General features: G+C 71.0%; 12 protein-coding genes. 7 read left to right on the top strand and 5 right to left on the bottom strand.

Annotated elements, in window-relative coordinates:
- Positions 1-6 precede the first annotated feature (6 nt).
- The 4 genes from tpiA (at position 7) to pgi (ending at position 3522) form a co-directional block, all read left to right on the top strand.
- The gene (gene tpiA / locus BGK67_RS10190; RefSeq protein ID WP_069919773.1) at positions 7-795 is read left to right on the top strand and encodes a triose-phosphate isomerase; all 789 of its coding nucleotides are present in this window, start codon (positions 7-9) and stop codon (positions 793-795) included.
- A 143-nt stretch (positions 796-938) separates the two neighbouring features.
- Positions 939-1169: a preprotein translocase subunit SecG gene (gene secG, locus BGK67_RS10185; protein ID WP_069919772.1), complete on the top strand. Its 231-nt coding sequence runs from the start codon at positions 939-941 to the stop codon at positions 1167-1169.
- 257 nt (positions 1170-1426) lie between these two features.
- The gene (locus BGK67_RS10180) at positions 1427-1714 is read left to right on the top strand and encodes an RNA polymerase-binding protein RbpA (RefSeq protein ID WP_030197743.1); all 288 of its coding nucleotides are present in this window, start codon (positions 1427-1429) and stop codon (positions 1712-1714) included.
- A gap of 152 nt (positions 1715-1866) precedes the next feature.
- The gene (pgi, locus tag BGK67_RS10175) at positions 1867-3522 is read left to right on the top strand and encodes a glucose-6-phosphate isomerase (RefSeq protein ID WP_069923760.1); all 1656 of its coding nucleotides are present in this window, start codon (positions 1867-1869) and stop codon (positions 3520-3522) included.
- Positions 3523-3550: 28 nt separating this feature from the next.
- On the opposite strand, the gene pgl is transcribed toward pgi, so the two are convergent.
- From pgl to tkt, 5 genes are all read right to left on the bottom strand, one after another.
- The gene (pgl, locus tag BGK67_RS10170) at positions 3551-4330 is read right to left on the bottom strand and encodes a 6-phosphogluconolactonase (protein ID WP_069919771.1); all 780 of its coding nucleotides are present in this window, start codon (positions 4328-4330) and stop codon (positions 3551-3553) included.
- A 200-nt stretch (positions 4331-4530) separates the two neighbouring features.
- A complete protein-coding gene (opcA, locus tag BGK67_RS10165) occupies positions 4531-5574 on the bottom strand; it encodes a glucose-6-phosphate dehydrogenase assembly protein OpcA (protein WP_069919770.1) in 1044 nt (347 codons plus the stop codon).
- Positions 5571-7097, bottom strand: coding sequence for a glucose-6-phosphate dehydrogenase (gene zwf / locus BGK67_RS10160; RefSeq protein ID WP_432215433.1), 1527 nt, complete (start codon positions 7095-7097; stop codon positions 5571-5573). The genes opcA and zwf overlap by 4 nt, the downstream gene beginning before the upstream one ends.
- Positions 7098-7102: 5 nt before the next feature.
- Positions 7103-8221 carry a transaldolase gene (gene tal, locus BGK67_RS10155; protein WP_069919768.1) on the bottom strand — a complete coding sequence of 373 codons (1119 nt, stop codon included), beginning with the start codon at positions 8219-8221 and terminating at the stop codon, positions 7103-7105.
- Positions 8222-8255: 34 nt separating this feature from the next.
- Positions 8256-10343, bottom strand: coding sequence for a transketolase (tkt, locus tag BGK67_RS10150; protein WP_069919767.1), 2088 nt, complete (start codon positions 10341-10343; stop codon positions 8256-8258).
- Between the two features lie 257 nt (positions 10344-10600).
- Between tkt and BGK67_RS10145 the strand changes: the two genes are divergently transcribed.
- The 3 genes from BGK67_RS10145 to BGK67_RS10135 all read left to right on the top strand — a co-directional run bounded on the left by BGK67_RS10145 (position 10601) and on the right by BGK67_RS10135 (position 13143).
- The gene (locus tag BGK67_RS10145) at positions 10601-11542 is read left to right on the top strand and encodes a heme o synthase (RefSeq protein ID WP_069919766.1); all 942 of its coding nucleotides are present in this window, start codon (positions 10601-10603) and stop codon (positions 11540-11542) included.
- 24 nt (positions 11543-11566) lie between these two features.
- Complete coding sequence (locus BGK67_RS10140; protein WP_069923759.1) at positions 11567-11920, top strand: hypothetical protein; 354 nt, start codon at positions 11567-11569, stop codon at positions 11918-11920.
- Between the two features lie 128 nt (positions 11921-12048).
- Positions 12049-13143 carry an amidohydrolase family protein gene (locus BGK67_RS10135; RefSeq protein ID WP_069919765.1) on the top strand — a complete coding sequence of 365 codons (1095 nt, stop codon included), beginning with the start codon at positions 12049-12051 and terminating at the stop codon, positions 13141-13143.
- Positions 13144-13150: the final 7 nt, after the last annotated feature.

Genomic DNA, 13150 nt, shown 5'->3' with positions numbered 1-13150 from the left:
CCCCTGATGACCGCAGTCGAAAACGGCCGTACCCCGCTGATGGCGGGCAACTGGAAGATGAACCTCAACCACCTCGAGGCCATCGCCCACGTCCAGAAGCTCGCCTTCGCACTCGCCGACAAGGACTACGACGCCGTCGAGGTGGCGGTCCTGCCGCCCTTCGTCGACCTCCGCTCGGTCCAGACCCTGGTCGACGGCGACAAGCTGAAGATCAAGTACGGCGCCCAGGACCTCTCCGCGCAGGACTCCGGCGCCTACACCGGCGAGATCTCCGGGTCGATGCTGGCGAAGCTGAAGTGCTCCTACGTGGCCGTCGGCCACAGCGAGCGCCGCCAGTACCACGGCGAGGGCGACGAGCTCTGCAACGCCAAGGTGAAGGCCGCCTACCGGCACGGGATCACCCCGATCCTCTGCGTCGGCGAGGGCCTGGACATCCGCAAGGCCGGCCAGCAGGTCCCGTACACGCTGGCCCAGGTCGACGGCGGCCTCAAGGACGTCCCCGCCGAGCAGGTCGAGTCCATCGTGATCGCCTACGAGCCCGTCTGGGCCATCGGCACCGGCGAGGTCGCCACCCCCGAGGACGCCCAGGAGGTCTGCGGGGCGATCCGCGGCCGTCTCGCGGAGCTGTACTCGCAGGAGCTGGCCGACAAGGTCCGCATCCAGTACGGCGGCTCGGTGAAGTCCGGGAACATCGCGGCGATCATGGCCCAGCCCGACGTCGACGGCGCCCTGATCGGCGGCGCGGCGCTGGACGCGGACGAGTTCGTCAAGATCGTCCGCTTCCGCGACCAGTAGGCCGACGGTGAGTATGCGGTAGGGCGGATCCGTCGTACCCTTGCGGGGGCCAGCGGGCTGACCACAGCCACTGGCCCCCGCGCGCACATCCCGCACAGCCGGAATGCCAGAGAAAAGCCAGAAAGTAGGAATCAGCCGTGATTATGGGGTTCTCGATCGCCCTGATCGTCTTCAGCGCCCTGCTGATGCTCCTCGTGCTGATGCACAAGGGCAAGGGCGGCGGCCTTTCCGACATGTTCGGCGGCGGCATGCAGTCGTCGGTCGGCGGTTCCTCCGTCGCGGAGCGGAACCTGGACCGCATCACCGTCGTGGTCGGACTGCTGTGGTTCGCCTGCATCGTCGCGCTCGGCCTCATGATGAAGTCGAGCAGCTGACCGTTCTGGCCAACCGGCAGTCCGGTCGGGGGAGCCCGGCCTATCATGAGGTCCTGCACCCTGGTTGCGGAACGAGTTATTCTGCTCCCCGCACCTGAAGGGGATGATCCCTCCGCACGCCGAGCGTGAGGGGGGCTCTACGCACCCGGGGTGCCTTGAGCAGACATACCTCATGCTTGGCGGCACCATCACGCAGGGGAGTTACGACCGTGGCAAGTGGCAACGCGATCCGTGGTAGCCGGGTCGGAGCGGGGCCGATGGGTGAGGCCGAGCGCGGCGAGTCCGCGCCCCGCCTGCGCATCTCCTTCTGGTGCTCGAACGGGCACGAGACGCAGCCGAGCTTCGCCAGCGACGCACAGGTGCCGGACACCTGGGACTGCCCGCGCTGCGGGTTCCCGGCCGGCCAGGACCGGGACAACCCGCCCGCGCCGCCGCGCACCGAGCCGTACAAGACGCACCTGGCGTACGTACGGGAGCGGCGCACGGACGCCGACGGCGAGGCGATCCTCGCCGAGGCCCTCGCCAAGCTCCGCGGCGAGATCTGAACGACGCAGACGCCATGTGACATGAGGCCCGGCCCCGTTGGAGACATCTCCGGCGGGGCCGGGCCTCTTTGTGTGCGTTGGTCCGCATCGGATCCCTTAAGTTGGAGATCGGCGGGGCACGACAGGACGGAAGAAGTGGGTTGATGTCCGAGATGAACGCAGACAGCCGTACGAAGCTCAACCGGATGCCGGAGTGGCTGGCCCTCGGCAAGCACCGGGAGGAGTTCGGGCAGACGCATCTGCGGGAGCTGTTCGAGGAGAATCCAGGTCGGGGCACCGGCTACACCCTGCGGGTCGGGGACCTGCACATCGACTACTCGAAGCACCTCGTGACCGACGAGACGCTGACGCTGCTGCGCGAACTGGCCGCGGCGACGGGCGTGGCCGAGCTGCGCGAGGCGATGTTCCGCGGCGAGAAGATCAACACCACCGAGGACCGGGCGGTCCTGCACACCGCCCTGCGCGCGCCCGCGGACGCCGTCGTCGAGGTCGACGGCGAGAACGTCGTCCCCGGGGTGCACGCAGTCCTGGACAAGATGGCGGACTTCTCCGGCCGGGTCAGGTCGGGGGAGTGGACCGGCTCCACCGGACGGCGCATCAGGAACGTCGTCAACATCGGCATCGGCGGCTCCGACCTCGGTCCCGCGATGGCGTACGAGGCCCTGCGGGCCTTCACCGACCGCGGTCTGACGGTGCGCTTCGTATCCAACGTGGACGGCGCCGACCTGCACGAGGCCGTGCGCGGCCTGGACCCGGCCGAGACGCTGTTCATCATCGCCTCCAAGACCTTCACCACCATCGAGACCATCACCAACGCCACTTCGGCGCGCGAGTGGCTGCTGGCGGGGCTGGGCGGCGACCAGGCGGCCGTCGCACGGCACTTCGTGGCGCTGTCGACCAACGCCGAGAAGGTCACGGAGTTCGGCATCGATCCGGCCAACATGTTCGAGTTCTGGGACTGGGTCGGCGGCCGCTACTCCTTCGACTCGGCCATCGGCCTCTCGCTGATGATCGCGATCGGCCCGGACGCCTTCCGGGAGATGCTCGGCGGCTTCCACGCCATGGACCGGCACTTCCGCACCGCGCCGCCGGAGGAGAACGCCCCGCTGCTGCTGGGGCTGTTGGGCGTCTGGTACGGGGGGTTCTTCGACGCGCAGGCGCACGCGGTGCTCCCGTACAGCCACTACCTCTCCCGGTTCACCGCCTACTTGCAGCAGCTGGACATGGAGTCCAACGGCAAGTCGGTGGACCGCGAGGGCAATCCGGTGGAGTGGCAGACCGGCCCGGTGGTGTGGGGCACGCCCGGCACCAACGGGCAGCACGCCTACTATCAGCTCATCCACCAGGGCACGAAGCTGATCCCCGCGGACTTCATCGGCTTCGCGCGCCCGGTGGCGGAGCTGGAGCCCTCCTTCGCGGCCCAGCACGACCTGCTGATGGCGAACTTCTTCGCGCAGACCCAGGCGCTGGCCTTCGGCAAGACGGCGCAGGAGGTGCGGGCGGAGGGCGCTCCCGCATCGCTGGTCCCGCACAAGACGTTCCAGGGCAACCACCCGACGACCACCATCCTGGCGCCCGAGCTGACCCCGGCGGTGCTCGGACAGCTGATCGCCCTGTACGAGCACAAGGTGTTCGTACAGGGCGCGGTGTGGAACATCGACTCCTTCGACCAGTGGGGCGTGGAGCTCGGCAAGGTCCTCGCGAAGCGGGTCGAGCCGGCCCTCACCGAGGGCGCGGACGTGCCGGGGCTGGACGCCTCCACGAAGGCACTGGTGGCCGCCTACCGCGAGCTGCGCGGGCGCGGCTGACGCAGGACGGGGTGTGCCCCCCGCCCGTTCAGGAGGCGGGCGGGTACATCCCGGACGGCAGGTGCGCGGCGGCCGCGCGGTCCAGCAGCCACAGGGTGCGGGAACGGCCGTGGGCGGCCGCCGCCGGGGCCTGGACCTCGCCGGCGCCGCCCAGTGCGATGGACACGGCACCGGCCTTGTCCTCGCCCGCCGCCAGCAGCCAGACCTCGCGGGCCGCGCGGATCGCCGGGAGCGTGAGGGAGATCCGGGTGGGCGGGGGCTTCGGGGCGCCGTGCACCCCGACCACCGTGCGCTCGGTCTCGCGGGTCGCCGGGTGCTCCGGGAAGAGCGAGGCCACGTGGGTGTCCGGGCCGACGCCGAGCATGAGCACGTCGAAGGTGGGGACCGGGCCGTGGTCCTCCGGGCCGGCCGCCGCGGCCAGCTCGGCGGCGTACGAGGCGGCCGCCGCGTCCACGTCGGCGCCGTACGGGCCGTCCGAGGCGGGCATGACGTGCACGCGGGCGGGGTCCACCGGCACGGAGTCCAGCAGGGCCTCGCGGGCCTGGGTGTGGTTGCGCTCGGGGTCGTCGGCGGGGACGTAGCGCTCGTCGCCCCACCACAGGTCGAGGCGGGACCAGTCGACCGCGTCCTTGGCCGGGGCGGCGGCCAGCGCCGCCAGGAGGCCGTTGCCGTTGCGGCCGCCGGTGAGGACCACCGAGGCCGTGCCGCGGGCCGCCTGCGCGTCCACGATCTTCGTGATGAGCCGGGCCGCCGTGGCCTGGGCCATCAGCTCCTTGTCCCGGTGGACGACGACCTGGGGAGTCGTCATACCCATGTGCTGCCGCCTTGTCGGTCGTGCGGGTGGGGTGGGGGTGGCCGCTGCGCGAAACGGGGCTCCGCCCCGGACCCCGGTCCTCGAACGCCGGACGGGCTGAAAGATCCAGCCTCGCCGGCGATTGAGGCGCGGGGGCCGGGGCGGAGCCCCGGTTTCGGGAAGGGGCGGGGTGGGGGAGAGCCCCGCGGGGCCCGTTACTTGGCCGCGGCCTTCTTCGTCGGCTTGGCCGTCCGCTTCGGTTCCGCCTTGGCGGGGGCCTCGGGCTTGGCCGGGGCTTCGGCCTCGGCCGCCGGGGCCTCGGCCGGGGGAGCCGACGAGTCCAGCTTCGCCACGCCGAACTTCAGCGAGGCCTCGTACGTGTTGTCCGGGTCCAGCCGGCGCAGCTCCTCCGCCAGGAGTTCGGCCGTGTCGCGGCGCTTGAGCGCCACCGAACGGTCGGGCTGCCCCGGCATGCACAGCGTGGCCAGCGCCCCGTCCGCCCGGTCCAGGACGATCGCGCCGTCCTTGGTCTCCAGACGTACGGCCGTCAGGCCCGGACCCCCCGACGGCATGCGCCGTACGGGGACCTGGAGCCGGTCGGCCAGCCACATGGCCAGCAGCTCGCAGCTCGGGTTGTCCGACTCGCCCTCGACGGTCGCCGAGGCGACCGACAGGACCTGCTGGTCCAGTGCGGCCGCCAGCATCGAGCGCCACGGGGTGACCCGGGTCCACGAGAGGTCCGTGTCCCCGGGCGAGTAGGCCGCGGCCCGGGCGCCGAGCGCCCCGATCGGGTCCTCGCAGGAGTACGTGTCCGTGATCCGGCGCTGTCCCAGCGCACCGAGCGGGTCGCCCGCGAGATCCGCGGGAGCGCCGTCCGGCCACCAGACGACCACGGGGGCGTCCGGCAGCAGCAGGGGGAGAACCACCGACTGGGCGTGGTCGACCAGCTCGCCGTGCAGGCGGAGCACGACCGTCTCACCGGTGCCGGAGTCCGCGCCGACGCGGATCTCCGCGTCGAGTCGGGCGCCCTGGCGGCTGCGCGGCGAGCGGCTGACCCGCTTGATGACGACGACGATCCGCGAGGGGTGCTCGTGGGACGCGTCGTTCGCCGACTTGAGCGCGTCGTACGCGTTCTCCTCGTCGGTCACGATCACCAGCGTGAGGACCATGCCGATGGCCGGCGTGCCGATGTCCCGGCGTGCCTTGACCAGTGCGGCATTGATCTTGCTGGAGTTGGTCTCCGTGAGGTCGATCTTCATGGCCGGCGCCAGCTCCGTCCGTCTCGTGCGAGCATCTCGTCCGCCTCGACCGGCCCCCAGGTGCCCGCCGGGTACTGCGCGGGCTTGCCGTGCTTGTCCCAGTACTCCTCGATCGGGTCGAGGATGTTCCAGGACAGTTCGACCTCCTGGTGGCGCGGGAAGAGGTTCGCGTCGCCCAGCAGGACGTCGAGGATGAGCCGCTCGTACGCCTCGGGGCTCGACTCCGTGAAGGACTCGCCGTACGCGAAGTCCATCGTGACGTCCCGGACCTCCATGGAGGTGCCCGGAACCTTGGAGCCGAAGCGGACCGTGACGCCCTCGTCCGGCTGGACCCGGATGACCAGGGCGTTCTGCCCCAGCTCCTCGGTCGCGCCCGACTCGAACGGCAGGTACGGGGCCCGCTTGAAGACCACCGCGATCTCGGTCACCCGGCGGCCCAGGCGCTTGCCCGTCCGCAGGTAGAACGGGACGCCCGCCCAGCGGCGGTTGTTGATCTCCAGACGGACGGCCGCGTAGGTGTCGGTCTTCGACTTGGGGTCGATGCCGTCCTCTTCGAGGTACCCGACGACCTTCTCGCCGCCCTGCCACGCCGCCGAGTACTGGCCGCGCACGGTGTGCTTGCCCAGGTCCTCGGGGAGCTCCACGGCCGTGAGGACCTTGAGCTTCTCCGCCACCAGCGCCTTGGGGTGGAAGGAGCCGGGCTCCTCCATCGCCGTCAGCGCGAGCAGCTGGAGCAGGTGGTTCTGGATGACGTCGCGCGCCGCGCCGATGCCGTCGTAGTAGCCGGCCCGGCCGCCGATGCCGATGTCCTCGGCCATGGTGATCTGCACGTGGTCGACGTACGACCGGTTCCAGATCGGCTCGAACATCGTGTTGGCGAAGCGGAGCGCCAGGATGTTCTGGACGGTCTCCTTGCCGAGGTAGTGGTCGATCCGGAAGACCTCGTCACGGGGGAAGACCTCGTGGACGACCTTGTTGAGCTCCTCGGCGCTCTTCAGGTCGTGGCCGAAGGGCTTCTCGATGACGGCACGCCGCCAGGAGCCCTCCTTCTGCGCCAGACCGTGGTCCTTGAGCTGCTGGACCACCTTGGGGAAGAACTTCGGCGGCACGGACAGGTAGAAGGCGAAATTGCCTCCCGTGCCCTGCGCCTTGTCGAGCTCGTCGATCGTCGCCTTCAGCGTCTCGAAGGCGGCGTCGTCGTCGAAGTCGCCCTGGACGAAGCGGCAGCCCTGCACCAACTGCGCCCAGACCTCTTCCCGGAAGGGGGTGCGCGAGTGCTCCTTGACGGCTTCGTACACCTCCTGGGCGAAGTCCTCGTGCTCCCACTCCCTGCGGGCGAACCCGATGAGGGAGAAGCCCGGCGGGAGCAGGCCGCGATTGGCGAGGTCGTAGACGGCAGGCATCAGCTTCTTGCGCGACAGGTCACCCGTAACGCCGAAAATGACCAGGCCGGACGGCCCCGCGATGCGCGGGAGCCGCCGGTCCTGTGCGTCACGAAGCGGGTTCGCTCCGTTCACAGTCAAGGTGTTCAGGCCTCCGTGGGGGCGAGGCGCTGGAGCTCCGCCTCGGTCGACTTCAGCAGGTCGTTCCAGGACGCCTCGAACTTCTCGACGCCCTCGTCCTCGAGCAGCTGCACCACATCGTCGTACGAAATGCCCTGCTTCGCGACCGCGTCGAGCTCGGCACGCGCTTGCTCGTAGCTGCCGCGGACGGTGTCGCCGGTGATCCGGCCGTGGTCGGCGGCGGCCTCCAGGGTGGCCTCCGGCATGGTGTTCACCGTGTTCGGGGCGACCAGGTCGTCCACGTACAGGGTGTCCTTGTACGCCGGGTCCTTGACGCCCGTCGAGGCCCACAGCGGACGCTGCTTGTTGGCGCCGACGCGCTCCAGGGCGGTCCAGCGGTCCGAGGAGAAGACCTCCTCGTAGGCCTGGTAGGCCAGCCGGGCGTTGGCGAGCGCCGCCTTGCCCTTCAGGGCCTTGGCCTCGTCCGTGCCGACGGCGTCCAGGCGCTTGTCGATCTCGCTGTCCACGCGGGACACGAAGAAGGAGGCGACCGAGTGGATCAGGGAGAGGTCCAGGCCGGAGGCCTTGGCCTTCTCCAGACCCGCCAGGTACGCGTCCATGACCTCGCGGTAGCGCTCCAGCGAGAAGATCAGCGTGACGTTGACGCTGATGCCCCTGCCGATGACCTCGGTGATCGCCGGCAGGCCGGCCTTGGTCGCCGGGATCTTGATGAGCGTGTTCGGGCGGTCCACCAGCCAGGCCAGCTGCTTGGCCTCGGCGACCGTCGCCGGGGTGTTGTGGGCCAGCCGGGGGTCGACCTCGATCGACACGCGGCCGTCCTGGCCGTCCGTGCGGTCGTAGACCGGGCGCAGGATGTCGGCGGCGTCGCGGACGTCCGCCGTGGTGATCATGCGCAGGGCCTCCTCCACGGTCACCTTGCGGGTGGCGAGGTCGGTGAGCTGCTGCTCGTAGCCCTCGCCGCCGCTGATGGCCTTCTGGAAGATCGCCGGGTTGGTGGTGACACCGACCACGTGCGACTGGTCGATGAGCTCGGCCAGGTTGCCGGACGTGATGCGCTTGCGGGACAGGTCGTCCAGCCAGATCGCCACGCCTTCGTCGGAGAGGCGCTTGAGTGCGTCTGTCATGGGAATTGCATCTCCTACTGGTCTTGTACCGGCGTCAGCGCGCGGCGGCGGCGAGGGACTCGTGGGCGGCGGCCGCGACGCGCTCGGGGGTGAAGCCGAACTCGCGGAACAGCACCTTCGCGTCGGCCGAGGCACCGAAGTGCTCCAGGGACACGATCCGGCCCGCGTCGCCGACGTAGCGGTGCCAGGTCAGGCCGATGCCCGCCTCGACCGCGACGCGCGCCTTGACGGAGGGCGGCAGGACGCTGTCCTTGTACGCCTGGTCCTGCTCCTCGAACCACTCGACGGACGGCATCGAGACGACACGCGTCGCGATGCCCTCGGACTGGAGCTGCTCGCGGGCCTCGACGGCCAGGTGCACTTCGGAGCCGGTGCCGATGAGGACGACCTGCGGCTCGCCGCCTTCCGCCTCGAACATCACGTAACCGCCCTTGGCGGCGTCCTCGTTGCGCTCGTACGTCGGCACGCCCTGGCGGGTGAGCGCCAGACCGTGCGGGGCGCCCTTGCCGAACACCTTGGTGTGGCGGCGCAGGATCTCGCGCCAGGCGATGGCGGTCTCGTTCGCGTCGGCCGGGCGGACCAGGTTCAGGCCCGGGATGGCACGCAGCGAGGCAAGGTGCTCGACCGGCTGGTGGGTCGGGCCGTCCTCGCCGAGGCCGATGGAGTCGTGCGTCCACACGTAGGTGACCGGCACGTGCATCAGCGCGGACAGGCGGACGGCGTTGCGCATGTAGTCGGAGAACACCAGGAAGGTGCCGCCGTAGATGCGGGTGTGGCCGTGCAGGGCGATGCCGTTCATGGCCGCTGCCATGGCGTGCTCGCGGATGCCGAAGTGGATGGTGCGGCCGTAGGGGTCGGCCTCCGGCAGCGGGTTGCCCACCGGCAGGAACGAGGAGTCCTTGTCGATGGTGGTGTTGTTGGAGCCGGCGAGGTCGGCCGAGCCGCCCCACAGCTCGGGGATGACCGCGCCGAGGGCCTGCAGCACCTTGCCGGAGGCGGCGCGGGTGGCGACGCCCTTGCCGGTCTCGAAGGAGGGGAGCTCGTCCTCCCAGCCCGCGGGCAGCTCGTTGGCCTGGATGCGGTCGAACTCGGCGGCGCGCTCCGGGTTGGCGGTGCGCCATGCGGAGAAGTCCTTCTCCCACGCGGCCTTCGCCTCGCGGCCGCGGTCCAGCGCCTTGCGGGTGTGCGCGATGACCTCGTCGGAGACCTCGAAGGTCTGCTCCGGGTCGAAGCCGAGGACGCGCTTGGTGGCCGCGACCTCGTCGTCGCCGAGCGCCGAGCCGTGCGCGGCCTCGGTGTTCTGGGCGTGCGGGGCGGGCCAGGCGATGATCGAGCGGGCCGCGATGAAGGACGGCCTGCCGGTCTCGGCCTTGGCGGCCTGGAGCGCCGCGTACAGGGCCTTCGGGTCGAGGTCGCCGTTCTCCTGCTGCTCGACGCGCTGGACGTGCCAGCCGTACGCCTCGTAGCGCCGCAGGGTGTCCTCGGAGACGGCCGTCTCGGTGTCGCCCTCGATGGAGATGTGGTTGTCGTCCCACAGCAGCACCAGGTTGCCGAGCTTCTGGTGGCCCGCCAGCGCGGACGCCTCGTGGGAGATGCCCTCCTGGAGGCAGCCGTCGCCCGCGATGGCGTAGATCATGTGGTCGAACGGGGAGGTGCCCTGCGGGGCCTCCGGGTCGAACAGGCCGCGCTCGTAGCGGGAGGCCATGGCCATGCCCACCGCGTTCGCGATGCCCTGGCCGAGCGGGCCGGTGGTGGTCTCGACGCCGGCCGTGTGGCCGTACTCCGGGTGGCCCGGGGTCTTGGAGCCCCAGGTGCGGAAGGCCTTGAGGTCGTCCAGCTCCAGCCCGAAACCGCCCAGGTACAGCTGCGTGTACAGGGTGAGGGACGAGTGCCCCGCGGAGAGCACGAAGCGGTCGCGGCCCACCCACTCGGGGTCCGCCGGGTCGTGCCGCATCACCTTCTGGAAGAGGGTGTACGCGGCGGGGGCCAGGCTCATCGCCGTACCGGGGTGGCCGTTTCCGACCTTCTGGACCGCGTCAGCGGCCAGAACGCGGGCGGTGTCGACGGCCCGCTGGTCCAGTTCGGTCCACTCGAGCTCTGTGGTGGTCGGCTTGGTGCTCACCGTGGGTCAGGGCTCCTCTCCACATGTCTGTTCCCGGTGACGGACGGTCGCACCGGCGCGATTCCGAGCCTACCCCCGCAACGGCGTGCAGCTATTCGAGTGTCCGCACACCGTCACCGTGCCGTCACCGGGACGTCAGCTCCGTTCGGACCAACACGACGCGACCCCCGCGCAGGGCGACGTATGACCAACGTCTACAGTGGCGTGGTACGTGCAAGCCCTTGTGGTGCTTGCTGGTTTCTCTCTCAGGGGTGTGCGTGACGGCCGTCGAATCCCGTCCAGCGGGGGTGCTCGCGACGAGCACCGGTCACCGGCCGTTCGGGGCCCGGGCCATGGCTTTCGTGGCATTGACCAAGCCGCGGATCATCGAACTTCTGCTGATCACCACAGTGCCGGTCATGTTCCTCGCGGAGCAGGGCGTGCCCTCGCTGTGGCTGGTCCTCGCGACCTGCTTCGGCGGCTACCTGTCCGCGGGCGGCGCCAACGCGCTGAACATGTACATCGACCGCGACATCGACGCGCTGATGGACCGGACCTCCCAGCGCCCGCTGGTGACCGGCATGGTCAGCCCGCGCGAGTGCCTGGTCTTCGGCATCACCCTGGCAGTGGTCTCCACCCTCTTCTTCGGCCTGCTGGTCAACTGGCTGTCGGCCGCCCTCGCGCTCGGCGCGCTCCTCTTCTACGTCGTGGTCTACACGATGCTGCTGAAGCGGCGCACCGCCCAGAACATCGTCTGGGGCGGCATCGCGGGCTGCATGCCGGTGCTCATCGGCTGGTCCGCCGTCAAGAACGAGGTCTCCTGGGCCGCGGTCATCCTCTTCCTGGTCATCTTCTTCTGGACGCCGCCGCACTACTGGCCGCTGTCGATGAAGGTGAAGGACGACTACGCGCGTGTCGGCGTGCCGATGCTCCCCGTCGTGGCGGGCAACAGGGCCGTCGCCCGTCAGATCGTCCTCTACAGCTGGGTGATGGTGGCGGTCTCGCTCCTGCTCACCCCGCTGGGGTACACCGGGTGGTTCTACACGGCGGTCGCGCTGGTCTCGGGCGGCTGGTGGCTGTGGGAGGCGCACGCGCTGCACGCGCGGGCCAAGGCCGGGATGACGGGCGCGAAGCTCAAGGAGATGCGCCTGTTCCACTGGTCGATCACCTATGTGTCGCTGCTGTTCGTGGCGGTGGCCGTGGATCCCTTCCTCCGCTGATTACCCACCGGTAGCATGCCGTCCATGGCAGACACCGCAGACACCACCGCAGCGACCGCGGACAAGAAGCAGGACCGTACGGCGGCCAGGCTCGCCAAGCAGATCGGCGCGTTCGCCAGGCAGCACGGCGGCGCCGAGGGCCACCTCGCCCACATCGGCCAGGCCGGCACCCGGATCGTGCTCGTCGGCAAGGACGGCGAGTGGGGCGACCTGGTGGCCCCGGCCTACCCGGTGGCGCAGCTGGCCGTCGAGAAGGCCGGACTGACCCTCCACGAGGAGTTCGACGGGGAGTTCGCGGCGCGCGTGCGCACGGGCCCCTACGAGTGGACGCGGATGGCCGGAATCCAGCTCGGCGGGCCCGCGAACCCGGCGGCCTGACTCCCCCCGACCTCGTCCGGGGGCCGCCAGGTGGCCGCTCGGTCAACAGCGCGAGCAACACCTCACACCCCGCTCACCCGTTAGGACGTGTGGAAGCCCCTTCCTCACGTCCGCAACGGGATGCCCGGATGATCGAAACGCCGCCCCTGGTGGACCAGTACTGCCACGGAGCTCTCCGTACGGAGCTGGGCCTGGGCACCTTCGAGGCCCAGCTGATCCGCTCGGCCGGCCCGCCCGCCGCGGGCACCACCTTCTTCGACACGCAGACCGGCTTCGCGGTGCGCCGCTGGTGTCCGCCGCTGCTCGGGCTGGAGCCGTACGCCGCCCCCGTCCGCTATCTGGCCCGCCGGCGCGAGCTGGGCGCGGCCGAGTCCGCGCGGCTGCTGCTGCGGGGCTCCGGAGTCGCCGCGTACGTGGTCGACACCGGCGCGGCCGGGGACGTGACCGGCGCCAAGGAGCTGGCCCTCGCGGGGGACGCCGAGGCCTTCGAGACGGTCCGGCTGGAGCCGCTGGCCGAGCAGGTCGCCGACACCTCCGGGACCGTGGCCGCCTTCCTCGCCAATCTCGCCGGGGCCGTGCACCACGCCGCCACCGGGGCCGTGGCCTTCACCTGCGGCGCGGCCGCCGGGCACCCGTCCGTCCTGGCCCACGCGCCGCAGCCGCCCGATCCGGGCGAGGTGCGCGGGGCCGCCGGGCGGTGGTTGGAGCGGCGGGCCAGGGGCGGGACCGTGCGCGACCCCGTACTGCTGCGGCACCTGGTGTGGAGCGCGGTCGCCTCCGGGCTGCCGCTGCAGCTGCACACCGGAGCGGAGGACCCGGCGCCGCTGGCCGGGTTCGTACGGGCCACCGCGGGTCTGGGCACCCGGCTGGTGCTGCTCGGCGGATATCCGTACCACCGGCAGACGGCGCACCTGGCCGCGGCCTTCCCGCACGTCTACGCGGACGCCGGCGCGGCCCTCGGGCAGACCGGGGCGCGGGCCGCGGCGGTCCTGGCCGAACTGCTGGAGCTGGCGCCGTTCGGCAAGCTGCTGTTCTCCAGCGGCGGGCGGCGGCTGCCCGAGCTGCACGCGGTCGGCGCCCTCGTCTTCCGGGAGGCGCTGGGCCGGGTGCTGGGCGGCTGGGTGGCCGACGGGGCCTGGTCCTGGCAGGACGCGGGCCGGGTGGCCGCGATGGTCGCGGCGGGCAATGCCCGCCGCGTCTACCGGCTGGACGAGCGGGGGTGAATCCCCC

Origin of the sequence: Streptomyces subrutilus, from assembly GCF_001746425.1 — a bacterium.
Taxonomy (GTDB): Bacteria; Actinomycetota; Actinomycetes; order Streptomycetales; family Streptomycetaceae; genus Streptomyces; species Streptomyces subrutilus_A.
The sequence above is the reverse complement of the archived record's forward strand: the minus strand, read 5'-3'. Positions and strand labels throughout refer to the sequence as shown.

Excerpts from the sequence above, each read along its gene's own strand:
- tpiA (WP_069919773.1), top strand. The coding sequence starts at position 7 with ATGACCGCAGTCGAAAACGGCCGTACCCCGCTGATGGCGGGCAACTGG.
- secG (WP_069919772.1), top strand. The coding sequence starts at position 939 with ATGGGGTTCTCGATCGCCCTGATCGTCTTCAGCGCCCTGCTGATGCTC.
- BGK67_RS10180 (WP_030197743.1), top strand. The coding sequence starts at position 1,427 with ATGGGTGAGGCCGAGCGCGGCGAGTCCGCGCCCCGCCTGCGCATCTCC.
- pgi (WP_069923760.1), top strand. The coding sequence starts at position 1,867 with ATGAACGCAGACAGCCGTACGAAGCTCAACCGGATGCCGGAGTGGCTG.
- pgl (WP_069919771.1), bottom strand. The coding sequence starts at position 4,330 with ATGACGACTCCCCAGGTCGTCGTCCACCGGGACAAGGAGCTGATGGCC.
- opcA (WP_069919770.1), bottom strand. The coding sequence starts at position 5,574 with ATGAAGATCGACCTCACGGAGACCAACTCCAGCAAGATCAATGCCGCA.
- tal (WP_069919768.1), bottom strand. The coding sequence starts at position 8,221 with ATGACAGACGCACTCAAGCGCCTCTCCGACGAAGGCGTGGCGATCTGG.
- BGK67_RS10140 (WP_069923759.1), top strand. The coding sequence starts at position 11,567 with ATGGCAGACACCGCAGACACCACCGCAGCGACCGCGGACAAGAAGCAG.
- BGK67_RS10135 (WP_069919765.1), top strand. The coding sequence starts at position 12,049 with ATGATCGAAACGCCGCCCCTGGTGGACCAGTACTGCCACGGAGCTCTC.